21 protein-coding genes are annotated in these 24,679 nt (G+C 61.6%); 13 read left to right on the forward strand and 8 right to left on the reverse strand.

Going from position 1 to position 24,679, the window contains the following annotated elements:
• Positions 1–232: 232 nt before the first annotated feature.
• From AC6CH8_RS16980 to AC6CH8_RS16995, 4 genes are read left to right on the forward strand one after another with little or no spacing between them, the layout of a single operon-like run.
• Positions 233–1,237: a Bug family tripartite tricarboxylate transporter substrate binding protein gene (locus tag AC6CH8_RS16980; protein ID WP_498191588.1), complete on the forward strand. Its 1,005-nt coding sequence runs from the start codon at positions 233–235 to the stop codon at positions 1,235–1,237.
• Positions 1,234–1,737 carry a tripartite tricarboxylate transporter TctB family protein gene (locus AC6CH8_RS16985; RefSeq protein WP_091465253.1) on the forward strand — a complete coding sequence of 168 codons (504 nt, stop codon included), beginning with the start codon at positions 1,234–1,236 and terminating at the stop codon, positions 1,735–1,737. The genes AC6CH8_RS16980 and AC6CH8_RS16985 overlap by 4 nt, the downstream gene beginning before the upstream one ends.
• On the forward strand, positions 1,737–3,323 hold the full coding sequence (locus AC6CH8_RS16990; RefSeq protein WP_498191589.1) for a tripartite tricarboxylate transporter permease: 1,587 nt from the start codon (positions 1,737–1,739) through the stop codon (positions 3,321–3,323). Before AC6CH8_RS16985 ends, AC6CH8_RS16990 begins: the two co-directional genes overlap by 1 nt.
• The gene (locus AC6CH8_RS16995) at positions 3,320–3,712 is read left to right on the forward strand and encodes a universal stress protein (RefSeq protein ID WP_091465250.1); all 393 of its coding nucleotides are present in this window, start codon (positions 3,320–3,322) and stop codon (positions 3,710–3,712) included. The genes AC6CH8_RS16990 and AC6CH8_RS16995 overlap by 4 nt, the downstream gene beginning before the upstream one ends.
• Positions 3,713–3,776: 64 nt before the next feature.
• On the opposite strand, the gene AC6CH8_RS17000 is transcribed toward AC6CH8_RS16995, so the two are convergent.
• Genes AC6CH8_RS17000 through AC6CH8_RS17010 form a run of 3 tightly spaced genes read right to left on the reverse strand, consistent with a single transcriptional unit; the run spans position 3,777 to position 7,854 of the window.
• On the reverse strand, positions 3,777–6,368 hold the full coding sequence (locus AC6CH8_RS17000; RefSeq protein WP_498191590.1) for a glycoside hydrolase family 32 protein: 2,592 nt from the start codon (positions 6,366–6,368) through the stop codon (positions 3,777–3,779).
• 38 nt (positions 6,369–6,406) lie between these two features.
• On the reverse strand, positions 6,407–7,612 hold the full coding sequence (locus tag AC6CH8_RS17005) for a NosD domain-containing protein (RefSeq protein ID WP_498191591.1): 1,206 nt from the start codon (positions 7,610–7,612) through the stop codon (positions 6,407–6,409).
• Between the two features lie 59 nt (positions 7,613–7,671).
• Positions 7,672–7,854, reverse strand: a complete 183-nt coding sequence (locus tag AC6CH8_RS17010) for a hypothetical protein (RefSeq protein WP_498191592.1) — start codon at positions 7,852–7,854, stop codon at positions 7,672–7,674.
• Between the two features lie 408 nt (positions 7,855–8,262).
• Between AC6CH8_RS17010 and AC6CH8_RS17015 the strand changes: the two genes are divergently transcribed.
• The 8 genes from AC6CH8_RS17015 (at position 8,263) to AC6CH8_RS17050 (ending at position 17,097) form a co-directional block, all read left to right on the forward strand.
• Positions 8,263–9,540 carry an ABC transporter substrate-binding protein gene (locus tag AC6CH8_RS17015; RefSeq protein ID WP_498191593.1) on the forward strand — a complete coding sequence of 426 codons (1,278 nt, stop codon included), beginning with the start codon at positions 8,263–8,265 and terminating at the stop codon, positions 9,538–9,540.
• A gap of 72 nt (positions 9,541–9,612) precedes the next feature.
• Positions 9,613–10,500, forward strand: coding sequence for a carbohydrate ABC transporter permease (locus AC6CH8_RS17020; RefSeq protein ID WP_091465247.1), 888 nt, complete (start codon positions 9,613–9,615; stop codon positions 10,498–10,500).
• Positions 10,500–11,465 carry a carbohydrate ABC transporter permease gene (locus AC6CH8_RS17025; RefSeq protein WP_498191594.1) on the forward strand — a complete coding sequence of 322 codons (966 nt, stop codon included), beginning with the start codon at positions 10,500–10,502 and terminating at the stop codon, positions 11,463–11,465. The genes AC6CH8_RS17020 and AC6CH8_RS17025 overlap by 1 nt, the downstream gene beginning before the upstream one ends.
• A 28-nt stretch (positions 11,466–11,493) precedes the next feature.
• On the forward strand, positions 11,494–12,888 hold the full coding sequence (locus tag AC6CH8_RS17030) for a NosD domain-containing protein (protein WP_498191595.1): 1,395 nt from the start codon (positions 11,494–11,496) through the stop codon (positions 12,886–12,888).
• A 69-nt stretch (positions 12,889–12,957) separates the two neighbouring features.
• A complete protein-coding gene (locus AC6CH8_RS17035; protein WP_178993298.1) occupies positions 12,958–14,025 on the forward strand; it encodes a LacI family DNA-binding transcriptional regulator in 1,068 nt (355 codons plus the stop codon).
• A 69-nt stretch (positions 14,026–14,094) separates the two neighbouring features.
• Positions 14,095–15,042 carry a carbohydrate kinase family protein gene (locus AC6CH8_RS17040; protein ID WP_498191596.1) on the forward strand — a complete coding sequence of 316 codons (948 nt, stop codon included), beginning with the start codon at positions 14,095–14,097 and terminating at the stop codon, positions 15,040–15,042.
• Positions 15,035–16,561: a glycoside hydrolase family 32 protein gene (locus AC6CH8_RS17045; protein ID WP_498191597.1), complete on the forward strand. Its 1,527-nt coding sequence runs from the start codon at positions 15,035–15,037 to the stop codon at positions 16,559–16,561. Before AC6CH8_RS17040 ends, AC6CH8_RS17045 begins: the two co-directional genes overlap by 8 nt.
• A gap of 5 nt (positions 16,562–16,566) precedes the next feature.
• Positions 16,567–17,097 (forward strand): GNAT family N-acetyltransferase, encoded by a 531-nt coding sequence (locus AC6CH8_RS17050; protein WP_498191598.1) that lies wholly within the window; start codon positions 16,567–16,569, stop codon positions 17,095–17,097.
• A 5-nt stretch (positions 17,098–17,102) separates the two neighbouring features.
• Here the strand turns inward: AC6CH8_RS17050 and AC6CH8_RS17055 are convergent, their stop codons facing one another.
• Both AC6CH8_RS17055 and AC6CH8_RS17060 read right to left on the reverse strand, forming a co-directional pair.
• On the reverse strand, positions 17,103–19,238 hold the full coding sequence (locus AC6CH8_RS17055) for an amylo-alpha-1,6-glucosidase (protein ID WP_498191599.1): 2,136 nt from the start codon (positions 19,236–19,238) through the stop codon (positions 17,103–17,105).
• The gene (locus AC6CH8_RS17060) at positions 19,235–20,287 is read right to left on the reverse strand and encodes a glycosyltransferase family 4 protein (protein WP_498191600.1); all 1,053 of its coding nucleotides are present in this window, start codon (positions 20,285–20,287) and stop codon (positions 19,235–19,237) included. Before AC6CH8_RS17060 ends, AC6CH8_RS17055 begins: the two co-directional genes overlap by 4 nt.
• 159 nt (positions 20,288–20,446) lie before the next feature.
• Between AC6CH8_RS17060 and AC6CH8_RS17065 the strand changes: the two genes are divergently transcribed.
• Complete coding sequence (locus AC6CH8_RS17065) at positions 20,447–21,145, forward strand: DsbA family oxidoreductase (protein ID WP_091465233.1); 699 nt, start codon at positions 20,447–20,449, stop codon at positions 21,143–21,145.
• Positions 21,146–21,242: 97 nt separating this feature from the next.
• Here the strand turns inward: AC6CH8_RS17065 and arfA are convergent, their stop codons facing one another.
• Genes arfA through AC6CH8_RS17080 form a run of 3 tightly spaced genes read right to left on the reverse strand, consistent with a single transcriptional unit; the run spans position 21,243 to position 24,657 of the window.
• On the reverse strand, positions 21,243–22,781 hold the full coding sequence (arfA, locus tag AC6CH8_RS17070; protein WP_498191601.1) for an arabinosylfuranosidase ArfA: 1,539 nt from the start codon (positions 22,779–22,781) through the stop codon (positions 21,243–21,245).
• Positions 22,782–22,831: 50 nt separating this feature from the next.
• Entirely contained in the window at positions 22,832–23,734 is a 903-nt protein-coding gene (locus AC6CH8_RS17075) for a carbohydrate ABC transporter permease (protein WP_179018836.1), read from the reverse strand.
• Positions 23,735–23,736: 2 nt separating this feature from the next.
• On the reverse strand, positions 23,737–24,657 hold the full coding sequence (locus AC6CH8_RS17080) for a carbohydrate ABC transporter permease (protein WP_091465228.1): 921 nt from the start codon (positions 24,655–24,657) through the stop codon (positions 23,737–23,739).
• Positions 24,658–24,679: the final 22 nt, after the last annotated feature.

The following is a 24,679-nucleotide window of genomic DNA, read 5'->3' on the forward strand; positions in this document are numbered from 1 at the left end:
AGGGGCTGACAACAGCTTCCCCGTGGCGTATCGGAACTATACCCCAGCAGCACAGAAGACCCCAGCGGCACGAAAGACCAGTTCAGACCGCAGAAGCCCGTGAACGCAATGAACTTAAAGATCACTGCGAACACAAGAGTGATCCCTGTCACTTACGCGCCTAGCATCAAATCAACGGGGCACAACGCTGTTCGCCCTACACCGAATTTTCGATGATGAGAAGAGGAACACCATGCGCCAGATCCGCGCATTGCGAGTCGCCGCCGTCGCCGCCGGCATCGCCCTGATGGCCACCGGCTGCGGTGCCACAGGTAAGTCCACCGGTTCTGACAGCACCGGCGCAGCAGGACCCATCACCGGACTCCAGATCATGGTTCCAAACACTCCCGGAGGTGGCTACGACACCACCGCACGGGCAGCAGCCAAGGTACTGGACGACGAGAAGATCTCCACCAACACCGAGGTGTTCAACCTTGCCGGCGCCGGCGGAACGGTTGGTCTTGCCCGCATCGTCAACGAAAAGGGCAACGGCGACCTCACCATGCTCATGGGCCTGGGCGTTGTTGGAGCAAGCTACACCAACAAGTCCGAGTCGAAGCTGACTGAGACCACCCCGCTGGCAAAACTCATCGAGGAACCCGGCGCCATCATGGTCAGCAAGGACTCCCCGCACAAGACCATCGATGACCTGGTGACGGCGTGGAAGGCCAACCCCGCTTCCATCGCAGTTGGTGGCGGCTCTTCGCCCGGCGGCCCGGACCACCTCCTGCCCATGCAGTTGGCCGGCGCGGTGGGCATCGACGCCACCAAGGTCAACTTCGTCTCTTACGACGGCGGTGGCGACCTTTTGCCCGCCATCCTCGGTAACAAGCTGGGCTTCGCCGCTTCCGGCGCCGGCGAGTACCTGCAGCAGATCAAGTCCGGTGAAGTCCGCGTCCTGGCCACCAGTGGTGAGAACCGGCTGGAAGGCGTTGACGCTCCGACGCTGAAGGAATCCAACATCGACCTCGTCTTCACCAACTGGCGTGGCATCGTAGCCCCTCCGGGCATCAGCGAGGACGACAAGAAGTCCCTGATCGCCGCCCTTGAGAAGATGCACGCCTCCGCCGGCTGGAAGGAAGCACTCAAAACCCACAGCTGGACCGACGCTTTCGTTACCGGCGATGAATTCCAGACGTTCCTGACAGACCAGGACAAGCGGGTGGCTGACGTCCTGACCAAGCTCGGGTTGGCGTGAGCTCCTTAGCCACAGGCCTGAAAGGCCGCGCCGAGCTGGGGGTAGCCCTCCTGCTCGGCGTGGTCGGCGTCCTGGTCTTCCTGGACGCGAACGGCCTGGTCACCCCTTACTCGCAGTCGGACCCGGTGGGTCCGAAGACCGTCCCGTTCATTGTTTCCGGTCTGCTGATCATCTGTGCCGTTCTGCTTGCCATCAATGTCCTCCGCGGCGGCAAAGGTGAGGCCGAGGGCGGCGAAGACGTTGACCTGGCACACCCCGCCGACTGGAAGACTGTCCTTCCGCTGGCCGGAGCGTTCATCCTGAATATCCTGCTCATCGACTGGGCAGGCTGGGTCATTTCCGGAACGGTCCTCTTCTGGGGCAGCGTGCTGGCACTCGGCAGCCGACGCTACATCCGTGACGGTCTTATTTCCGTTGCCTTGTCCTTGCTCACCTTCTACGGCTTCTACCTCGGCCTGGGCATCGCGTTGCCGGCCGGGCTCCTGGAAGGAATCCTCTAATGGACGTCTGGTCCTCCCTGATGGACGGTTTCGCGACCGCCCTGACCCCCATGAACCTCTTGTTCGCCGTGATCGGCGTACTCTTGGGCACCGCCGTCGGTGTCCTTCCCGGGCTGGGCCCGGCCATGACTGTGGCGTTGCTGCTTCCGGTCACCGCCGCCCTGGAGCCCACCAGCGCCTTCATCATGTTCGCCGGCATTTACTACGGCGGCATGTTCGGCGGTTCCACCACTTCCATCCTCCTCAATACACCTGGTGAATCGTCGTCGGTGGTGACTGCTATCGAAGGCAACAAGATGGCCAAAGCCGGCAGGGCCGCACAGGCGCTTGCCACAGCGGCCATCGGCTCGTTCATCGCCGGAACCATTGGCACCGCGCTACTGGCGGTCTTCGCACCCATCGTGGTGCAGTTCGCCGTCAGCCTGGGTGCTCCCAGCTACTTTGCCATCATGGTCCTCGCATTGCTGGCGGTGACCGCCGTCCTTGGCTCGTCCAGGCTCCGCGGCTTTGCGTCGCTGGCCCTTGGTTTGGCCATCGGGCTGGTGGGCATCGACTCCGTGACCGGCCAACGCCGCCTGACCTTCGGCCAGCCGTTGCTGGTGGACGGCCTAGACATCGTGGTGGTCGCCGTCGCGATCTTCGCCGTGGGTGAAGCCCTCTGGGTTGCCGCCCACCTGCGTCGCACGCCGCTTCATGTCATCCCCGTGGGTCGGCCCTGGATGGGCAAAAAGGACTGGGGCCGTTCCTGGAAGCCTTGGCTTCGCGGCACAGCTTTCGGCTTCCCGTTCGGCGCCCTGCCTGCCGGTGGCGCCGAGATCCCCACGTTTCTCTCCTACGTCACCGAGAAGCGGCTTAGTAAGCACCCTGAAGAATTCGGCAAGGGTGCCATTGAAGGTGTCGCAGGACCCGAGGCTGCCAACAACGCTGCCGCTGCCGGTACCCTGACTCCGATGCTCGCCCTCGGCCTGCCCACCAACGCAACAGCCGCCGTCATGCTCGCAGCCTTCACCTCCTACGGCATTCAACCCGGCCCGCAGTTGTTTTCCAGCCAGGGCCCGCTGGTCTGGGCGCTCATTGCGAGCCTCTTCATCGGCAACTTCCTGCTCCTGCTCATCAACCTGCCCCTGGCGCCTGTATGGGCCAAGCTGCTGCAACTTCCCCGCCCGTACCTTTACGCGGGCATCCTGTTCTTCGCGACGCTGGGTGCGTACTCGGTCAACCTGCAGGCTTTCGATCTTGTGCTCCTGCTGGTGCTCGGTGCCCTCGGATTCATGATGCGGCGCTTCGGGCTTCCGGTCCTGCCGCTGATCCTCGGCGTCATCCTGGGCCCGCGCATTGAGGGCCAGCTCCGCAAGACACTACAGCTGAGCGCCGGCGATCCCGCAGGCTTGTTCAGCGAGCCAATCGCGATCGTCGTTTACATCATCGTGGCGCTCATCCTGGCCTGGCCGCTGATCTTCAAGCTCGTCCGCCGCAACCGTCCCGTTGCGGCGCTTTCCGGACCTTCCGCTCCTGGCGGTAGCGAAGAGTCCGATTCAGCCCATCATGAGCCCACCCCCACCAAGCACACACAGGAGAAACCATGACCATCGTGGTGGGATACGTCCCCACACCAGAAGGCGAAGCTGCGTTGACGCAGGCCATCGCCGAGGCCAAGAAGAGCAATGCCACCCTGCTGGTTATCAACTCCTCAAAGGGCGACGCCCTGGTGGACAACCGGTACGCCCAGGAACCGGACATCCAGAGCATCGAGGACCGGCTCGCTGATCAGGGCATCCAGCACATCATCAAGCAACCGGTCCGCGGCCATGACGCGGCTGCCGAAGTCCTGGACGCAGCCGACGAGAACGATGCCGATCTGATTGTCATCGGCCTTCGCCGCCGCAGCCCGGTAGGCAAGCTCATCATGGGCAGCGTCTCCCAGCGGATCCTGCTGGAGGCAGACTGCCCGGTCCTGGCGGTCAAAGCGGACTAACTTCAGAAATCACGACGGCGGCTGGTCACCCAGGTGACCAGCCGCCGTCGTGCGTTTGGCCGGTTTAGCCGCCCCACATCGCTGGATTGAGCGGCGTCACGGTCATGCTTTCAAGACGAGCGGTCCCTCCTTCGGAAAAAACCGAGATGGCGTTGGCATCGGCGGTTGGGAAGACCTGGTCCGTGATGGTTGTCAGGCCGTCCTGCGCGAAGAGTTCCACGGATGCCCTGTCCAAATAAAGGCGCAGCCGCAGCCGGCCATTGAGCAACTCCACCTTCGCGTCCTCGACTGAACTAAAGGCGGGATGGAAGCCCTCGTTGCCGGAGTTGGTCCTGTCGACGGAGAGCCGTTGAGTGGCAGTGGTGTAGCCGATCCGGGTGGATTCGTTGGCGTTCCCGAGGACTTTCAGGCCAAAAGCGGACGCAGTTCCGGGTGAGAACTCAGCGTCTATCTGCACCACGTCGCCTGTGATTGGAAGCGTGGTGGTTCCAGCTTGGATGTCCTGGGAGGATGCGGTGTAGCTTGCTCCCGCGTTCTTTAGGGCGTCCACCTGTGACACCACTTGCTGCCTCAACCTTGGTCCCGCGGATGTCTGGGTCAACACCACCTCGCGCGGCAGTGCCATGGTTCCGCGCCAGGTTGAGGTGGGCGTGTTTTGGCCGTAATCCCAGTTGTTCATCCAGCCCAGCATGATGCGCTTACCACCGGGGGCGTTATTGAAGGAAACCGCGGCATAGTAATCCCGGCCCCAGTCCAGCCAATCGTGCTGTTCCAGGTGGGATGCGTCCGAGGAAACGAATTCGTCCGCAAGGATATGCCCCCATCCGCTTCGGTTGTTGTCCACGATCCTGATGGTGGCCTGACTGCCCTTATACGCGCTGACGTCCCAAGCGTTCCATTTCAAGTGCTCGGAGTCGGCGCCGGTCGCGGACCGGACCGTCTGACCGTTGACCACCAGGTTCACTGTTGTTTCGCTGCTGCGGACCTTGGCTGGCTCGGAGCCAAGGACCATGTTGTCCAGCGTCAGATGACCCCAAGGGCCCGTTGCGCTGTCCACGATTCTGACGCGCGCGATCTGGCCGTGCCAGGGGGAAACATCCCAGTTTTGCCAATTCAGGTCCCCCGAATTAGCGCCGGTCGCAGTGCGGACTGGCACCCCGCCCACCAGCAGCTCCACCTGCAGTTGTCCGTCGGTGCGGCTGCCGCCGCCGAGGAGGAAAGCGATATTGGTGTTGGTCAGGTAGAACTCAGGAGACGTGATGGCGCCGACGTTTTCGTCTTGGTAAGGCCCGCCTGCGAAGGTATTGATCCGTTTCCCGATAGCGAATTCGCCGCCCGACGTCGACGGGTTCAGTGCCGCTTGGAAGTCGCCGGCTTGTTGCCAGCCGGCTTGAGTGAGCGTTCCGGAGTAGTCGAAACCGTCAAACAGCAGGTATCCCGGAGGGGCTTGGTTTCCCGATTGCTTCCCGTATTCCTGAGGATGGTTTCCACCCCCGACCAGGAAGTTAAGGTAGTCCTTGTCCACCGTGAAGGGTGCGGATTCCATGGTGCCAACGGGGCTGTCTCCGCCGTTAAAGCTGTTCACCAACCCGGCGCCAATGTGTCCGGTGACTTGCTGTTGCCCCGGGAGGGCCCCTGAGGCTGGTGCACTTGCCCACGGACCGGAACTGTTGGATGGATCGTTCTGGATGTTCCAGCCGGCGAAGTTGCCGCTGTTGAAACCGGCCAGGACGTCGCCGGGTGGAAGCTGGCCGGCAGGGTCGATGTTGTCGGCGGTGAATGTTGTCCCGTTGAAGTCCCCAACGAAGTATTGTCCGCCGCTGCCGCCGCCGACCGCGCCGGGGTTGATGTTTACGGCCAGCACCCACTTGATGTTGTTGGGGTTGCCATCAATGGGTAGGGGGAACAGGTCAGGACACTCCCACTGCCCACCAACGGCATTTGCCGGGCCGAAATCCGACAGGTAGTTCCAGTCCTTCAGGTTGGTGCTCTTATACAAAAGGACCCGGCGCTCATCGGCTTCCACCGCCGCCATCACCCAATTGTCTGCTCCGGCCGGGTTGTCGTACCAGAAAACCTTGGGGTCCCGGAAGCTGGAGGTATTCCGGTTGAGGACGGGATTGCTGCCGTATTTGGTCCAGCTGTGCCCGTCGTCGAGGCTATAGGCCAGTGATTGGGCCTGTTTGCCGGCCAGACTCGGATGGGCCCCCGTGTAGTTGCTCGTGTACACAGCCACTAAAGGCGGGTTTTGCAAGGTCCCAAACCCGCTGCTGTTCTGGGTGTCCACCACCACTGATCCGGAGAAAATCTCCTCGATGACGTTATTGTTTCCGTCGCGGCCGCGCGGGATGGCGAGCGGCTGTTCCTCCCAGTGGATCAGGTCTGTTGAGGAGGCATGACCCCAGCTCATGTTCCCCCACCCCGTTCCCTCAGGGTTGTACTGGTAGTACATGTGGTACTTGCCGTTGTGGTAGACGAGCCCGTTGGGATCGTTCATCCAGTTGGCTTGGGGTGTGTAGTGCAGATAGGGCCGATACTGCTGCGTAGACGGATCGGGGTCGGTGGCCCGTGCAGCATTCGTGGCGATGGTGAACGAAGCAGCGGTGAGGGCCACCACCGTCCCGAGTGACAGCAAAGCTTTGGTGCGTCTGGTCATCTTTGACAGACCTTTCAAGAGTGCTTGCCTAGGGGTGGTTACGGCGTCGCCCTGAAGGAGTGGCTGCTCTGGAACGGCTGGAACTGAGCTTGGGTTCCGCTGTCCAGGACTTTGGTTCCAGTTGTGGACGAGTCAAGGGTGACGGTGTGCACGGCGATTGCTGACACCGTGTTGTTGGTGGCGATGAAGTTATTGTTCCCCGATGCCACCAGGATGATGGTGGGCGTCTGCCCCAATGGTTTTACGGACCCGGACGGGACGTCGAAGCTGAAATGGTTTCCCGTCACGGTGTTGTTGCTGCCGGCAATGTGCACCAGGCCGAAAAGGTCATCCAGGCCGTTGTTGTACGGTTTGAGCGGGTCGAATGGTTCCATCTGACGGAGAAAGTGATTGGCCCCTACAAGGTTCTCCGTACAACTCCCCTCAAAATTCACCATCCCGGGATAGAAAGCATGGAATCGGTTGGACGTAATGGAAGATCGGGCACAGTCCTTGAAGTGCACGCTGCTCTTCCCGCGGGGGAACACATTGTTACCTGTCACCAAGAGGCCCCAGTGCCCCTCGGCAAAGATGGAGAACCCCACGAAGCCCGCGCCGATGAGGTTGTCCGTGACTTTCGAAGCCTGGCCTGAGCCCGTAAGTTCAATGCAAGAGCCACATTCAGCGAGGAAATTGCCGCTGACGCTGAGGGCATCCGTGTCCCGCACCACCAGGCCGTGCTCCAGGTACACCATGCCCATCCCTTCAACCCTGCAGGAATCGTTGGCAGAATCGAAGCGGATACCTGTCTTGCCATTGGTGTAATCGTTCTCGTTGGCTCCGAAAGAGACTCCGTCCAGGCAGAAGTTTTGGAACACCACGGAACTAAGCCGTGGATCGCCCGTCCGGTATACGCGGAAGGCGTCGCTGTTCCCATCAGTGTTTTCCACCCGGATTCGGCTGCCACCAGGATTAATTTCATTCCAGGCTGAGGTGTTGCCAGCGTTGTAGCGGATACTCAGCGAGGTGAACCCGTGCCCGGAACCGCGGATAGTCAGGTAACTGACGTCCACGTTCACTCGGGTTTTAAGCGAGTAGTCTCCCGGCGGAATGTAGATCACGGCGCCAGGCTTGGATGCCTGGTTGGTCTGCTGGCTCTTGATGTCAGCGATGATGCTGTTCATGATGAGCCCGATGTCGTTATATGGGGTTGCGCTTGGGTTCCCTGGAACGCTCCAGGTGGTGACGTCATAGACAGTGGTCAAAGCTGCTTCTCCTCATCGTTGGGGTACTGCTTGAACGGTGTGCTGCACCGCAGATCGGCCTAGAGAACTCCAATAATTGCCTTGTGGCCGGACGTGCCTGGCAGCGGAGCAGGGGTTTGCTGCGGAGCGCGCGCCTGCGCCACCTCGGGCTTGGAAGAGAGTGCGACGGCGGCCGCGACTGCCGCCACCGGGAAGATCCGGAGGATGCTCCTTCGGCTGAGGGTGGTGGTTGGTGGTTTCACAGTTCTCCTTTGAAGCGTTTCCTTGGTGTCCAACTGGCCCGGCAACGCTTGCAGAGCCGCCACCCTTCCCGCCGAATGCGCCCGCGAGTGGAAGGGAGCGCACCCTTTGCCGCCAAATGCACCCACGAGGACTGGAGCGTGTGGCGGGAAAGGGCGCGAGTTCCAAGTCTGGAAGTTGCCAAAATTGCCAAAACGATTTATCGCGGGTCTGGGAAAACAGTAAACGGCCTTGAAGAAGAGTGTCAACGACAAAATCCTGGCGGTTTTTTTGGCAACAGCGCCCGGGCAAAGTGACGCTTGACACTCTTCAAGAAACAGCCCTACAGTGTTGCCAAGTCGTTTTGGCAAAACGATTCTTCACCCCAAACAGTCTTGCCATCCCGTTCGAGAGAAAGTGAGTCGACAGCGATGTCCACTCGAAACACCATCTCCAGGCTCGTCACCCTTGGCGGCGTCTGCACCGCCGTCGCACTCGCGGCTACCGGATGCGGCGCAGGGGGCCCGGCACCAACGTCGGGTAGCGCCGCAAGCACCGTCAACGTCTTGGTGGAAGCCGGCGGTCACGCCGAACTCACCGGCGTTGCCGAACAGTGCAAGAAGGACACCGGAATCGACGTCAACTTTGTGGAACTGCCTTACGACGGCATGTTCAACCGACTCTCCAGTGAATTCTCTTCCGGCAACGTTTCCTTCGACGTCGCCGCGCTCGACTCCGTGTGGCTTCCGAGCTTCAAAGACGCCGTCCAGCCCATCGACGAAATCTTCACTGATGAGGCCAAGAAAGACATTTTCCCCGCGCTGGTCAAGGAAGCGAACGTGGACGGCCACTTCATCGGCCTGCCGGCGTGGACCAATGCCGAGATCATCCTCTACCGCCAAGACCTCTTTGAAGACGCCAAAAACAAGGCCGACTTCCAGGCAAAGTACGGCTACGAACTCGCCGCACCCACCACGTGGAAGCAGTACCAGGACATCTCGGAGTTCTTCACCAAGGACGGCATGTACGGCACGGACGTGAAGGGCGCCGTGGAAACTGAATGGCTTGCCCACGTCCTGCAGGCCGGCTCCCCCATGGTCCTCGACGGCGACAACGTAGTAATCGATAACGCAGCCCATAAAGAAGCCCTCGACTTCTACGTAAGCCTGACAAAGTCGGCGCCTCCGGGTGCTGCACAGGTTGACTGGGCCGCAGCGCAGAACTTGTTCAACCAGGGCAAGACCGCCATGACCCGCTTCTGGGCGCACGCTTACCGTCAGATCCCCAAGGATTCACCGGTGGCAGGCAAAGTGGGAGCCGCAGCAATGATTGGCGGCAGCGCCGGCGTCGCAGGTGTTCCGGGACCTTGGTACCTGTCCGTCCCGAAGGCCACCAAGAACGCAGACTCCGCAAAGAAATTCATCAAGTGCGCCTACGACCATAACAGTCTGGGCATTGAATCCAGCCTTGGCCTGGCCTCCCGCATCTCCGCGTTCGAGAAGTACCAGGACCAGCCCGGATACGAGAGCTTCAAACCACTGATCGAAACCCTCAACGGCAAAGCTACAGCTACTCGCCCGGCAACGGCCAAGTGGCAGCAGATCGTTGACACCGTGCTGGTCCCGCTCCTGCAGAAGGCAGTGGCCGGCGGCGACTCCGCAACCCTCCTGGCCGAAGCCAAGAAGCAGATCCAGGACCTCCTCAAGTAAAGACTCCGCGGCCGGCACCCGGAACCATAAACCCCGTGTCGGCCGCGGCCCCAACCAGCAGAAGAGAAAATCGTGCGCATCTCCGATCGCCGCTTCGCCCTATACCTGATGACCCCGGCGGCGTTGTTCCTGGCCGTCTTCGTGGCCTACCCGCTGTTCCGCCTCATTGCAGACAGCTTCTTCAAGATCTCGCCCATCGCCGGCGGCCCGCGTGACTTCGTGGGATTCCAGAACTACGTCACCGCATTCGCTTCCGAAGCCTTCATGGGGGCAGGGTGGCGAACACTGGCCTACACCTTGGTGGTAGTCACCCTCGAGTTCGCCCTCGGCCTGGGAATGGCGCTCCTGTTCACCACGCTCGGGCGCAGCTCGCAGGTTTGGCGGACTGTCTTCCTGTATCCGCTGATGATCGCCCCGATTGTTGCCGGCCTGCTGTGGAAGTTCCTGATGATCGACAACTTCGGCCTCATCGGAACCCTCTTGCACCAGGCCGGTATCCTCTCCAACCCCAACCAGATCGGGTGGTTGTCAGATCCGAACATTGTGCTGTTCTCGGTGGCTATCCCGGACATCTGGCTCACCACCTCCTTCATGTGCCTCGTGCTGTTCGCCGGCCTCCAGAACATCCCCGGTGACCTCATTGAAGCTGCGCGCTTGGATGGCGCCAGGGCACCTGCCCTCCTGTTCCAGATCATCCTCCCGCTCCTCCGCCCGGTGATCGCAGTGGCGCTGGTTGTCCGGGGAATCGACGCCGCCCGCGCCTTCGACACCATCCTGATTCAAACCAACGGCGGCCCCCAGTCCGCCTCCGAAACCATGAGCCTGCTGATCTACCGCACCATGATCCGCTTCGGCGATCCCGGCCTGGCCAGCGCCATGGGCACTATCTACCTGCTGGCGATGCTCGCCGTCGCATTCTTCGCGGTGGCCACCATCTGGCGGCCAGGAAAGGACAACTGATGAGCTCCCGGACCGCGATTTCACGGAACCGAGCCGCAACTGAGGGCGACGTGACCAGCCAAGCCGCACAGCCGACGTCGAAAGTCACCGCATCCCGGAGCCTGCGCAAGCGTCGCGGCGTCAACCGCGAAGGGCTGGAAGCCGGACGCCGCAGCACCCGGACCATCCTGTGGATCCTGTTGGCAGTGGCCATGGTGCTGTACGGCTTCCCGTTCCTGTACCTGCTGTTTACCTCGTTCAAGACGCCGATCGACACCATCGCCGTTCCGCCCACTATTCTCCCCAGGGAATGGACGCTGGAGAATTACACCAACGCGCTGGGGCGGAGTGGAGTACTGGCCTCGTTCATCAACAGCGTGCAGACAGCCATCATCAGCACCCTGTTGTCACTGGTCCTGGCTATCCCGGCTGCCTACGGCATCACGCGCTACAAGACTCCCAGCGGCCGCGTGTTCATCATGGCTGCATTGGTGACACGCATGGTCCCTCCGGTGGCCATCGGCATCCCGCTGGCATCAATGATGTCCTCCGTAGGGCTCGCGGACACGCCCATCGCGTTGTCCATTGCCCACACCACCATCTCGTTGCCACTGTCCATCTGGCTCATGTCCAGCTTCTTCGAGGCCGTGCCCCGGGACTTGGAGGAAGCGGCAACGGTTGATGGCTGCAGCAGGCTCGGAGCGCTCTGGCGGGTGGTCATCCCTGTGGTCTCCGGAGGCATCGCAGTCACCGCGATCTTCGCCTTCCTGGCCTCGTGGAACGAATTCCTGTTCGCCCTCCTCATGACGGCGATCCGATCCCAGACAACCCCGGTGGTCATCGCGAACTTCCAGACCCAGTTCGGGCTGGACTGGGGATCCATGACCGCACTCGCAGCCGTCTACTCGATTCCCGTCATCCTCCTGACCCTCCTCCTGCAGCGCAAAATCGTTGCAGGCATGACGCTCGGCGCTGTTAAGGGCTAAGGAAATCTTCAAGCTAAGAGAGGACTCCATGTCCAACAACAACTACTACGACGTCACCACGTGGCCAATCGGTAACGCGTCCGAGGACGTTGGTGAGGTCATCAACAGCATCATCGCGGACATCAAGGCCCGCCAGACGGTCACGGATGCGAACGACGGCGGCAAGCCGGGAGCGGTGATTTACCTTCCGCCCGGGGACTATCACCTCCGCACCCAGGTGGTCATCGATGTCAGCTTCCTCAAGATCCAAGGCTCGGGGCACGGCTTTACGTCCTCGAGCATCCGGTTCAACGTTCCCGAGGAAGAATGGCCGGACCTCCATGAGTTGTGGCCAGGCGGAAGCCGCGTCATCGTCGACATTCCTCTCAGCGACGACTCGCCCGGCAAGGACGAATCCAAGGGCGCCGCCTTTTACATTGAACGGAGCGGGAGCCCCCGAATCAGCTCAGTGGAATTCTCCAACTTCTGCATCGATGGGTTGCACTTCACCCCGGATGGTTCAGGGCTGCCTGCAGAGAACAGCTATGTCAACGGCAAGACCGGCATCTATGTGGCAAGTGCCAATGACTCCTTCCGGGTAAACGCGATGGGATTCGTCTACCTCGAGAATGCGCTCACCATCTATAAGGCGGACGCCCTTTCCCTTCACGACAACTTCATTGCCGAATGCGGAAGCTGCATCGAACTCCGTGGCTGGGGCCAGGCGTCCAAGATCACCGACAATTTGATGGGGGCCGGATTCAAGGGTCACTCGATCTACGCCCAGAACCATGGCGGGCTCCTGATCACTGCGAACAACATCTTCCCCCGCGGTGCCAGCAGCATCCATTTCGACGGCGTCACCCGTTCAAGTGTGTCCAACAACCGCCTGCACTCGTTTTATCCCGGAATGGTGGTTCTCGCAGAGAACAGCTCCGAGAACCTCGTGGCCACCAACCACTTCCTTAGGGACCACGAACCCTGGACTCCCTTCCTGGGCGTCGATAATGGGCGAGATGACCTCTACGGGTTGCTGAGCATCAGTGGCAACAACAACTCGGTGATCGGCAACCACTTCTCCGAAATAGTGGACGCAGAGAGCATTCGACCACCGGGGGCCACACCCGTGATCATCCATCTGGCAGAGGGCGCAGGCAACTTCGTCTCCAACAATCACGTGGTGGCCATGGACGTTCGCGCCGCGTCCAGTGACTCTTGCTTCTCGGCCCAAGTGGATGCGCTGTTGACCACCGGGGCTTCGGAGGGCCTTGCAGTGACGGCGGTCCTGGTTGATTCAGCCTCGGCTCGGAATACCATCCTTGATTCCGGAACTGACGCCCAGGTGGTCGCAGACAGGAGCGTCAACGCTGTGAGGGTCACGCCGACCATTGGTTTCGCGGCAGAGACCGCCCAAACGAGCCGGGCAGCGGGTATTCATCGATAGCCTACTGGGACGAGTAAGCCGAACGTAGGATCAGCAACAAACATCAACACCATGAGGACGTGGGAAGCAATGACCAAAAGATCTGTCGGTATCAAAGACGTGGCCGCCGCGGCCGGTGTCTCTGTCACCACCGTCTCCCATGTCCTCAACGACGTTGCTTACGCCCGCGTAGGTACCGAAACCAGGGAACGGGTCCATGAAGCGGCCCAGCGTCTGGGTTACGGACCCAATCGCCTGGCCCAGGCCCTTCGCACCCAACGTTCAGGCATGATCGGTTTCATCAGCGAAGAGATTGCCACCACTCCGCACGCAGGCAGGATCATCCTCGGGGCCGAGGAAACGGCACGGGCCCGTGGGTACAACATCATGATCATCAACTCCACCAGCACCGGCTCCCAGGATTCACGCGAAAGCGACGTCGCTGACCTGCTGGATCGGCAGGTGGATGGCATCCTGTACGCCACCATGTATCACCGGAAACTGTCCGTTCCCAAGAACCTGGCCGGAGTTCCGGCGGTTCTGGTGGACTCCCAGGACATCAACCACTCCGTCTCCTCAGTCATCCCCGATGAGGCCGGCGGCGCACGGCTCGCGGTGCAAACCTTGATCGACGCCGGTCACACGCGGATCGGCATGATCAACAACACCGACGACGTCCCGGCAACCCATTCCCGGCTGAAGGCGTTCAAGGACACGCTGGCCGATGCCGGGCTAGCGTTTCATGAAGAGCTGGTCCACTCGGAACTATCCGAGGTGCCGGGCGGCTATCAAGCGGCAATGCGGGTCCTGGAGTCCCCCAACCGGCCCACGGCCATCTTCTGCTACAACGACCGCATGGCCATGGGCGCCTACAGGGCGGCCGGCGAACTTGGGCTGCGAATACCCGGGGACCTCTCACTCGTGGGGTTCGATAACCAGCAGCTCATTGCCGAAAACCTCTACCCATCGCTGACCACTGTCGCCCTTCCGCACTATGAAATGGGGGCGTGGGCTACAAAGAACCTGATCGACGCAATTGAGGGAAAAACGGACCTGCAACTGTTCACTGCCCACCCCACCGTTCTTCCCTGCCCTTTGGTCCTGCGTCATTCCGTGGCCTCCCCAAGTCCGGGACAGGCGACAGTAGCGCAGAACTGACCGCAGGCACCAACACCTGACTTCATCTGCGTCCAGACCCGGACGCCCCAAACCCACAAAGGACCATCAATGCACAGCCGCCCTGACCTCTCCTGCCCTGAAACGGATGTCCTGGTAGTCGGTGAGGCCCTCATCGACATTATTGACACCGCAGCGGGAGCCGTCGAGTTCCCCGGTGGTTCAGGTCTCAACGTTGCGTTTGGACTCGGCAGGTTGGGTGTCAGCACCTCATTTCTTACCGCACTGGGCAAGGACGAGCGTGGCACGCGAATCCAAGAGCATCTGGCGAGCGCCGGAGCTTCCATGCTGCCGGGAGCCGGGCATCTCCCGAGGACTTCCACCGCCACGGCACTCTTGGACAGCAGCGGCTCGGCGGAATATGACTTCGACATCCATTGGGAGCTCCCGCCTCTGAGTCTCCCGATCCGCCCAAAGGTGCTGCATACGGGCTCGCTGGCTACCTTTTTGGAGCCGGGAGCAACGCAGGTCCGTGCCTTGTTGGAGTCGTTCTCCGGCATGATCACGTACGACCCCAACATTCGTCCGACGCTCCTCCTCGACCACGGTGCGGCTCTCCGAACGTTCGAAGAATCAACAGCCTTGTCCACCGTGGTGAAACTCAGTTCAGAAGACGCGCAGTGGCTTTACCCCCGGTGGTCCCCCACCGCCGTCGGGCACCACCTTCTTGGCCTTGGGCCGGAAGCGGCGATCATCACTGATGGCGGTTCCGGCTCCTACTTGTGGTCCAAGACCGCCAACGTCCACGTGGAGGCGCGCGCTGTGATGGTCAAAGATACCGTCGGGGCCGGCGATTCCTACATGTCCGCCCTGATCGCAGGACTGGTGGAGGACCCCCAAGGAGATTTCGACGCCGCCAAGCTCACCCGCTTGGGCACGGCCGCCTCCCTCGCTGCGGCCATCACCGTGGGACGGCACGGAGCCAACCCTCCAACACGAGCCGAACTGGCCGAATCGCTGGAACTGGCGCACACTTCCAGAAAGAACTCCAATGACTGATACAACGACTCACGCTGCCGCTCCAGCAGAACACTCGGATTTCATGAGCCGGCCGGTACTTCACTACACGGCCAACAGCACGTGGCTGAACGATCCCAATGGACTCGTGTTTTACCAAGGCGTTTACCACCTCTTCTACCAGAACAACCCCTTCGACAACGTCTGGGGCAACATGTCCTGGGGCCATGCAACCTCGGAGGACCTGCTTCACTGGAACGAGCATCCCGTAGCCATCGCCTGTGATGATCGGGAGGACGTGTTTTCCGGAAGCATCGTGGTGGATGAGGGCAATACGACCGGCTTTGGCACCCCGGGAAACCCGGCCCTGGTGGCCATCTACACCAGTGCGTTCAAGGAAGGTTCGGGACTCGAAGGGACCCAGGCCCAATCTCTCGCTTTCTCCACGGACGCGGGAATGACGTGGCAGAAGTACGCGGGGAACCCGGTCCTCAATCGGGGTTCGGCACATTTCCGCGACCCCAAGGTGTTCCGGTACGAGGATGCGTCTGCTTCATTCTGGGTGATGGTGGCGGTGGAGGCACAGCACCAGCAAGTTGTCCTGTACCGCTCGGCCGACCTCAAGGAATGGGAGTACCTGAGCACGTTCGGGCCAGCCAATGCCACGGGCGGCGAGTGGGAATGTCCTGATCTCTTCCCTCTTCCCGTCGACGGAAGCCCGGACCACGTCAAGTGGGTCCTGGTAGTCAACATCAACCCCGGTGCCGTGGCAGGAGGATCGGGCGGACAGTACTTCGTGGGACATTTCGACGGGGTTCAGTTCACCGCAGACAGCGATTCCTTGGTTGAGGACGGAAATACCAACCTGAAGCAGTGCCTATGGCTCGATTGGGGGCGCGACTACTACGCAGCAGTCTCCTTCAGCAATGTTCCGGGCAACCACCGCATCATGATTGGCTGGATGAATAACTGGGACTACGCCAATTCCCTGCCCACGTCCCCTTGGCGATCCAGCATGTCGCTGGCCCGCGAGGTTGAGCTGGCTACCATCGGCGGCCGGCCCCGCTTGGTCCAGCGCCCCGTGCTGCCGGCCGAGCTCGGGCCAAGCATCTACACCATGGAGGACCAGGAGATTCACGATTCCACGGTGGCATTGCCGCACACAGATCCTGCTTCAGTCCACGTGATTGACGCCGAGATCCTGCCCGGAAGTGCCGGAACAATCACGCTGAGCCTTCTCGGCGCACCGGGCGGGGACGCCGCAACGCTTCTCAGCTTCGAGGCTGCCACGAGTCAACTCACCCTGGACCGCCGCAACTCCGGCAACACCGCCTTCCACGAAAAGTTCGCATCGGCAGAGTCTGCCCCCGTGACCCTTGAGGATGGCGTGCTCAGGCTCCGTGTGATCGTCGACCACGGCTCCGTGGAGGTCTTCGCGCAAGGTGGCAAGGTTGTCTTGACCGATCTGGTGTTCCCCGCATCCGGGAATCTGCGCACCCAACTCAGCGTGGAGGGTGGCACGGCTATAGTACGTAAACTCACGGTCTCGGCCGTATCCTGACTCACGTGACTGAAACCATCCGCACCGCAACAACGCACGACGCCGGGAAGCTGGCTGAGCTTGCCGCCGTCACTTTCCCGCTGGCATGCCCGCCCGGCTCCTCGCCGGCGGACATCCAGGCACACCTTGAGAAAACGTTGAGTGAGGCCAACTTCGAGGATTACCTCGCCGACGCCAACATCACAGTTCTGGTGCTCGACGACGACGGACAGCTCAACGGATACACGATGCTGATTGCCAAGCCGGCCAGCGACCCTGACGTCGCCTCGGTGCTCTCAGCGCTCCCGTCCACGGAACTGAGCAAGTGCTACGTCCACCCCGACCACCACGGCAAGGGCGCCGCATCCCGGCTCATCCAGGCATCGTTGGCCGATGCCGCGGACAAGGGCGCAGCAGGGGTGTGGCTCGGCGTCAACAGCGAGAACGCGAAGGCCATCCGCTTTTATGAGAAAAGCGGGTTCCAGCGGGTGGGCACCAAGTCGTTCAAGCTGGGCGACACCGTGGAGCACGACTTCGTCATGGAGCACGATCTGTAAGAGAGCTAGCCGAATAAATCCCCCGTTAGCGGCGGCCGGGGATCCGAACGCAGTTCCAGCCCAGCCGGCAGCCCGGTCACTGTCCCTGACGAACCAGAGGCCTCGATGGTGATCCTCGAGCGCCCCAGCAGCACGTTGTCGGCTTTGAAGGTGCCCAAGGAGTCGGGCAGGATGGGCGCCAGGTGCAGCACGTTCCGGGTGAAATCGGGATCGAACCGCAGCAGAATCCGGGCGAGTTGGACGGGTGCCGCAGCTGCCCACGCTTGCGGGGAACACGCCGTCGGATAGGGAACCGGCTCGGCAAAATCTCCGCGATCGAAGCCGCAAAAAAGTTCCGGAAGCTGACCGCCAAAGTGTTCGGCGGCGTCGAACAGTCCGCTCGCAACCCGGCTGGCCTCCTTTACGAAGCCGTACCGCATGAGTCCTGTCGCGGCGAGTGCGGTGTCGTGAGGCCAGACGGAACCGTTGTGGTAGCTGACGGGGTTGTACGCGCCCATGTCGGATCCCAAAGTCCGGAGGCCCCACCCGGTGAACATCTCCGGCGACATCAGCCGCTCCGCCACAAGTGGCGCTTTGTCCTCATCCACGATGCCCACCCAGAGGCAGTGCCCCATGTTGGACGTGCACGAGTCCACGGGCTTCTTGTCCTTGTCCAGCGCCAGCGCGTAATAGCCCTGATCCGGGAGCCAAAAAGCCTCGTTGAAGGCGGCCTTGAGCGCTTCGGCGCGGTCCGCGCAACGGCGTTCGACGGCGGCGTCTCCCGCCGCGCGGGCCAGCAGGGAGCGTCCCACGTAGGCCGCGTAGGTGTAGGCCTGCACCTCGCACAGGGCTATGGGCGTTTCCGCCATCCGGCCATCGGCGAAGTTGATGCCGTCCCAGGAGTCTTTCCAGCCCTGGTTCACGAGTCCATGCTCGTTGGGCCTCTGGTATTCGATGAAGCCGTCTCCATCGCGGTCCCCGTAGTTTTCCAGCCATTCGATGGCCCGGTCCGCGTGCGGGAGCAGGGACTCGATGATGTCCGCACCAAGGCCCCACCGACTGAGCTCGCCGAGTGTCGAGACGAACAAGGGTGTCGCGTCGGCTGTTCCGTAATAGGCGGTCCCGCCCAGCGAGAGTCCGGCCGTGACCCCGAGTCTGACCTCGTGGGGGATGCGCCCGGGTTCTTCCTCGGAATCTACGTCCACTTTGCTGCCTTGGAGCGCGGCCAGGGTCTGCAGCGTTCCGGCCGCCAGGCGCGGGTCCACCATGAGTGACATGTAGGACGCAAGGAGGGAGTCGCGTCCGAACAGTGCCATGAACCAGGGCGCTCCGGCCGCCACCGCCACACGGTCCGGATGCTCGGGATCAAAGATGCGCAGCGAGCCCAAATCGCGTTGGCTCCGCTCCAGGACCTCCTCCACATTGCGGTCCGTCACGGCGATCCTGGGAACGTGCTCTTCCCAGGCAACGTGGCGGCGAACGCCCGGGGTGTGGTGGAGCGGCGTTGTTTCGGTGAAGGGATCGTTGGGCCCTTTTCCGTTGACCAACGGGAGGGCGATGATGCTGGTGGACCACTGGCTGCGTGCCGGGATAGTGATGTGGAACCGTAAGCCGTCGTCGGACACCTTGGCCCCGGAGGCCCGGAAAGACACGCCCCGGCGTTGACCGCTGGAGTGGAGGGAGTCGATATGCAGTTCTTTCTTATGTGCTTTCCTCGTGGGCGCTCCGGCTTTGTTGGTCCGGCCGCCCTTGACGTCGAAGAGGTCTGCCAGGTCGGCGTCGATCAGCAGTTCAATCTCGCAGGGCGCGTCCTGCCCGGAGTAGTTCCTGATGGTGATGTCGTCCCGGAGCCCAGCACCGACGTGGCGTTGATGCTGAACTACCAGGGGGCTGTCGAACCTCCCGTCCGCTGAGCATGCCCTGCCCACATACTCGGCTTGGAAAGCAGTGGGGTTCCGTGCCACCAGTGGTTCCCGGAGTGCGCCATTGATCCTCAGGATCCATCGCGACACGATCCGCGTGTCCTGATAGTAGGTACCTTGGGAGCCGCCGCCGTGGACGTCGCCGGAGTGCGAGGAAATGCAAAAGGATGAACCTTCGACTACGGTCACGGCACCCAGTTCGGACGCCCCCGCTTCCGTGTCTTCGTTCCAAGCGGTCATGGCCGGAAGGCCTCCTCGGGAAGAGGTTTTGCTTGGAATCGTTCGATCACTTTGGCATAGAGGTCCAGGTGATCGGCTGCCATCCGTTGCGCGCTGAACGATTCCTCCACTGAGCGTCTGCACGCCTCGCGGCTCAGGTCCGGGATGCAGGCAACGGAGTCGGCCAACTCCTTGGCAGCTCCTACAAAACCTGTGACGCCATGCCTGACGATTTCCGGGGCCGCACCTATGGGCGTCGCCAGCACAGGTGTTCCCGTGGCAAGGGCTTCGATCATCACCAGCCCAAACGGTTCGTGCCATTGAATCGGGTTGAACAGCGCCATCGCATTGCCCATCAAATCGTACTTCTCGGGATCGGACAGTTCGCCCACGAACTCTTCGTTGGATCCCAAAGAAGGCTGCACCACGTCGTGGAAGTAGCCCTGCTCATCCGGAGCGTGCATCTTTGCGGCGATCCGTAGGGGCACTCCTGCTTCCCGGGCGATGGCGACCGCCTCCATCAGCCCTTTGTCCGGGCACATACGGCCCACAAAACAGGCGTATCCCCCGGCACCGCGGCCGACGCTCACTGCCGAGAGGTCGATCCCGTGGTGGATGACTGCGGAGATCTCAAGGTCCTCCACCCGGCTGCATTGATCATGGGAGATGGCGATGATGGCGGTGTCCTGTGCCATGTCCCGGTACAGCGGCGCGTAGCTGGGCGACAAAGGTCCGTGAATAGTGGTGACTACCGGGATGCCCGGTGGTCTGTGCGCATAGAGCGGGCCGGCCAAGGTGTGGTCATGGATGATGTCCACGTCCCGCAACTCCGCGTAGGACTTGATGACTTGCCCCAACTCGCTGAAGCTCTGCCCCAGGTCCTCCGGAACGGCTGGGCCAAAGCCCGGGATTTGGGGCACGGGGCAAGTACTGTCCGCTGCCGTTGCCAGCAGGACTTCGTGGCCGGCGTCGGACAAGGCCCGCGCCAACGCATCCACTACACGCTCTGTTCCGCCGTATTTTTCGGGCGGTACGGTAAACCAAGGTCCAACTATGAGTCCGATTCGCACAAGGGTCTTCTCTGTGTAAACCCCCAACCCACAGGCTGACTGCACAACCTCTTCTAAACATATTCTCGGGCAGCCACCCGGGCAACACCTTTGGGGTGGGTGAGGAAACTAACAGCACACTCCCGGAATGTCCGGCCATGTCAGGGCGTTGCAGCCAACATGAAGATTGAGATCTGGTCAGACGTCGCGTGTCCGTGGTGCTACATCGGCAAGCGCCGTTTTGAGAGCGCCCTGGCACAGTTCCCGCACCGCGATTCGGTTGACGTGGAGTGGAAGAGCTACCAGCTGGATCCCTCGGTCCCGGAACACTACGACGGCACCGAGTTGGACTACCTGAGCAAGCGCAAAGGCATGGCTCCGGAGCAGGTCAAGCAAATGTTCGCGCACGTCACCGAGACCGCCAAGGGCGAAGGACTGGATTACCACTTCGACAAAGTTGTTGTGGCCAACAGTTTCACCGCCCACCGCCTCATCCACCTTGCCGCCGCCCACGGACGCCAGGACACCGCCAAGGAACGCCTGCTCAGCGATCACTTCGAGCACGGCAAGGACATCGGCAACCACGAGTACCTCACGGAACTCGGCGCAGCACTTGAGTTGCCCACCGACGAGGTTGCCGAGCTCTTCACCTCCGACAAGTACGCGGACGAGGTCACGCAGGACATCAACGAGGCCCGCGCCATTGGCGTCACCGGGGTCCCGTTCTTCGTCATCGACCGCAAGTACGGCATCTCCGGTGCCCAGCCGGTTGATCTTTTCAGCGAAGCACTGAACCAGGCATGGCAGGAAGCCAACCCGCTGATCCCCGTGGGCGCCTCCGACGCCGAGGCCTGCGGCCCGGACGGCTGCGCAGTCTAAGTAGCCCCCGCCGTCGTGCCTTAACCCATGTAAGTCGCAGCAGAGCGCGTTATGGACGTCCATAACGCGCTCTGCTGCGACTCAGTTGGGTGCGTCGCTAGGCTTTCACCACATCAAGCTCGACGACGGCCCAGGACAGGGCGGGCAGTGTCAGGCGGAGTTCGGAACCGGTCGCCTTCACACCTTCCAGCGCCGTCAGGCCAACACGGCCCGGCTGGTCCTGGGAATTGATGGTGAAGCGGTCTCCGTCCTCGGGGATTTCAAGTACTTCCGCGCGGAGCACCTGGCGGGCGTCGAAACCGCGCAGGGCAACCTCGACGTCGGCAGCTTCTTCCAGTCCGCGGTTCGCGAAGAAGAGTGCGATCCGTCCCGTTTCCTCGTTCCACGTAGCGCTGACGTCCACCAGGTCCGTGTCCCCGAAGCGGTTGTTCGAGTACTTGTCCGAATCCACCGAGAGCCGCAGGATCTGGCCCTTAGCGAGCTCGGCCATCCGCGCGAACGGGTGGAAGATGGTCTGCTTCCAGGCCGGTCCGTTCTCTTCCGAGAGGATCGGCGCAATCACGTTGACCAGCTGGGCCTGGTTGGCGATCTTCACGCGGTCACCGTGGCGGAGCAGGGAGTTGAGCAGCGTCCCCACCACCACAGCATCGGTGACGTTGTACTTGTCTTCAATGACGCGCGGGTGCTCGCGCCATCCGGCCTTAATGACGTTGTGTGGCTGGTCCTCGGTGTCCAGGCCGCGTTGGTACCAGACATTCCACTCATCGAAGGACAGGTTGATGTGCTTCTTGTGCTTGCCCTTGGCACGAACGGCGTCCGCCGTGGCGATCACTGATTCGATGAAATAGTCGGTATCCACGGCGGAGGCCAGGAAGCTGCCCACGTCGCCTTCGTGCTCGTAGTAGTAGGCGTGGAGCGACACGTAGTCCACTTCGTCGTAAGTGTGCGTGAGGACTGTCTGCTCCCAGGCACCGAACGTCGGCATTCCGGAGTTGGAGCTGCCGCAAGCCACCAATTCAAGCGAGGGGTCCACGAATCGCATGGCCTTGGCTGCCTCCTGCGCCAGGCGTCCGTACTCGTCGGCGGTCTTGTGGCCGATCTGCCAGGGCCCGTCCATCTCGTTGCCCAAGCACCAGAGCTTGATGTTGAACGGGTCCTTGTGGCCGTTCTTGGCGCGGAGATCGGACAGGTAGGTTCCTCCGGGGTGGTTGGCGTACTCCACGATCTCGCGTGCAGCGTCCACTCCCCTGGTGCCCAGGTTGATGGCTTCCATGATTTCCGTGCCGGCCTGCTTGGACCAGTCCACAAACTCGTGCAGGCCAAAGGCGTTGGTCTCCACGGTGTGCCAGGCTCCGTCCAGCCGACGTGGCCTGTTTTCGCGCGGGCCGATTCCGTCTTCCCAGTTGTATCCGGAAACGAAGTTGCCGCCGGGGTATCGGATGACGGTGGCGCCGAGTTCTTTGACGAGCTTGAGGACATCCTGGCGGAAGCCGTTCCCGTCAGCCTCGGGGTGCCCGGGCTCATAGATGCCGGTGTAGACACAACGGCCCATGTGCTCCACGAAGGAGCCGAAGAGTCGTCGGGGTACCTCGCCAATGGTGAAGTCGCGGTCGAGGGTGATGCGTGCGCGGGACATGTATCTCCTTGGTTGTGTTCAAAATCTGGTGGTTAGTGAGAGGCTGCCGGTCAGGTTCCGGCGAGTCCCGTCGTCGCAACGCCCTTGATAATTTGGCGCTGGAAGAAGAGGAAGACGACAATCAGCGGCAGCGCGGCGAGCAATGCGGACGCCATGTTCTGCGCGTATTGAATGCCATAGGCACTCTTGATGGTCTGCAGGCCGACCGGGAGGGTGAGCAGGTTGCCGTCATTGGTGGCGATGAACGGCCAGAGGAAGTTGTTCCACGCTCCGATGAACACGAAGATCGCGACGGCGGCCAGGATGGGTCGGGACAACGGCAGGATGATTTGGGTGAAGATCCGCAAGCGGCTGGCGCCGTCCATCACGGCCGCTTCCTCGAGTTCACGCGGGATCTGGTCAAAAAACTTCTTCAGCACGAACACCATGGCGGGGTGGATGACCTGCGGCAGGATGATGGCCCACGAGGTATCGATGAGGTTCAGCGCCAGCATTTGGTAGAAGAGCGGGATGATCAACACCGGCGGCGGGATGATGATGGAGGCGATGATCACCGTCATCAGCACCTTCTTGCCCTTGAAATCGATCCTCGAAAGCGCATAGGCGACCAACGCCGAGATCACCAGGGTGATGGCCGTGATGGCCGCCGAGGTGTAGAGCGAGTTCCAGGTCCACAGCGGGATGTTGCCGTCCTGGAAGACCTTGACGAACGCTTCGGGAGTGAAGCCCGACGGCGGCAGCCATGTCACGTCCGGAGCTGCGGCATCCGTCTCGGTCTTGAAAGCGGTGGCCGTGGCCCACGCGAACGGGATCAGCCACAGCACCGCGATGAAGGCAGCGACGACGATGGCCGCGATCCTGCCAACGGTCAGCTTCTTGCGGGGCTGGCGAAGTTTGAGGCTATTGCCGGTGGTGGTACTGGGTGCTGGACGGGTCAGGGTAGGGGTTGCCATGGTTATGCACTCCTGCGGCGGGTGATGACGAACTGCATGATCGAGATGACCACGATCAGTCCGAAGAAGATGTAGGAGATGGCTGCCGAGTAACCCAGCCGGTATCCGGTGAAGCCGGTTTCGAAGATGTACTGCACCACGGGCCGGGTGGATCCTCCGGGTCCGCCGGCGGTCATCTGGTACACCTGATCGAAGATCTTCAGCGATGCCAGGATCTGGAGCAGCACGATCATCACAGTGGTGGGTGTCAGCTGCGGAAGCGTGATGGAGAAGAACTGGCGCCACGCCCCCGCACCGTCCAGCGAAGCTGCCTCATAATGCTGCGCGGGTATGTTCTGCATCGCGGCCAGATAGAGCAGGAAGTTGAAGCCCACGGTCCACCAGAGAGTGGCGATGACAATGGCCCACATGGCCACGTTGGGGTCATTAAGCCAGGCAACGCGTGGGAGGCCGATGCCTGTCAGGAACTCGTTGATGAGGCCAAGCTGCGGGTTGTACATCCAGGTGAAGAACAGCGAAACCACTGTGGAGGCCAGCAGGTAGGGCGCAAAGTAGGAGAGCCGCCACAGCCACTGGGCTGGAAGCCCGATGTTGAGCAGGGCGGCCATGACCAAGGCAACGAGGACCAACGGGACGGTGCTGATCACCGTGAAGTAGAGGGTGTTGCCCAAGGATCGCCACATATCGGCGTCGGCCAAGGCTTCGGCATAGTTCGCGAAGCCAATCAGATCGTCATTGGCGCCGGTAAGGGACTTGCCCGTAAGGCTCATGTAGAAGCCGTAGAGAATGGGCCAGACGAGGAAAACGAGGAAGAAGACAAGGAACGGGGTGGCAAATCCCCAGCCGCTCAGGTTGCTTCGGGTGCGGCTCCCGGGTTTGCGCAGACTCTCCGGCCTCGGCCGGGACAGCGTAGAGGTACTCATTCAAGAACTCCTTTGGTCGCTC

The sequence above is a fragment of the Paenarthrobacter sp. GQ52 genome, from assembly GCF_059759005.1.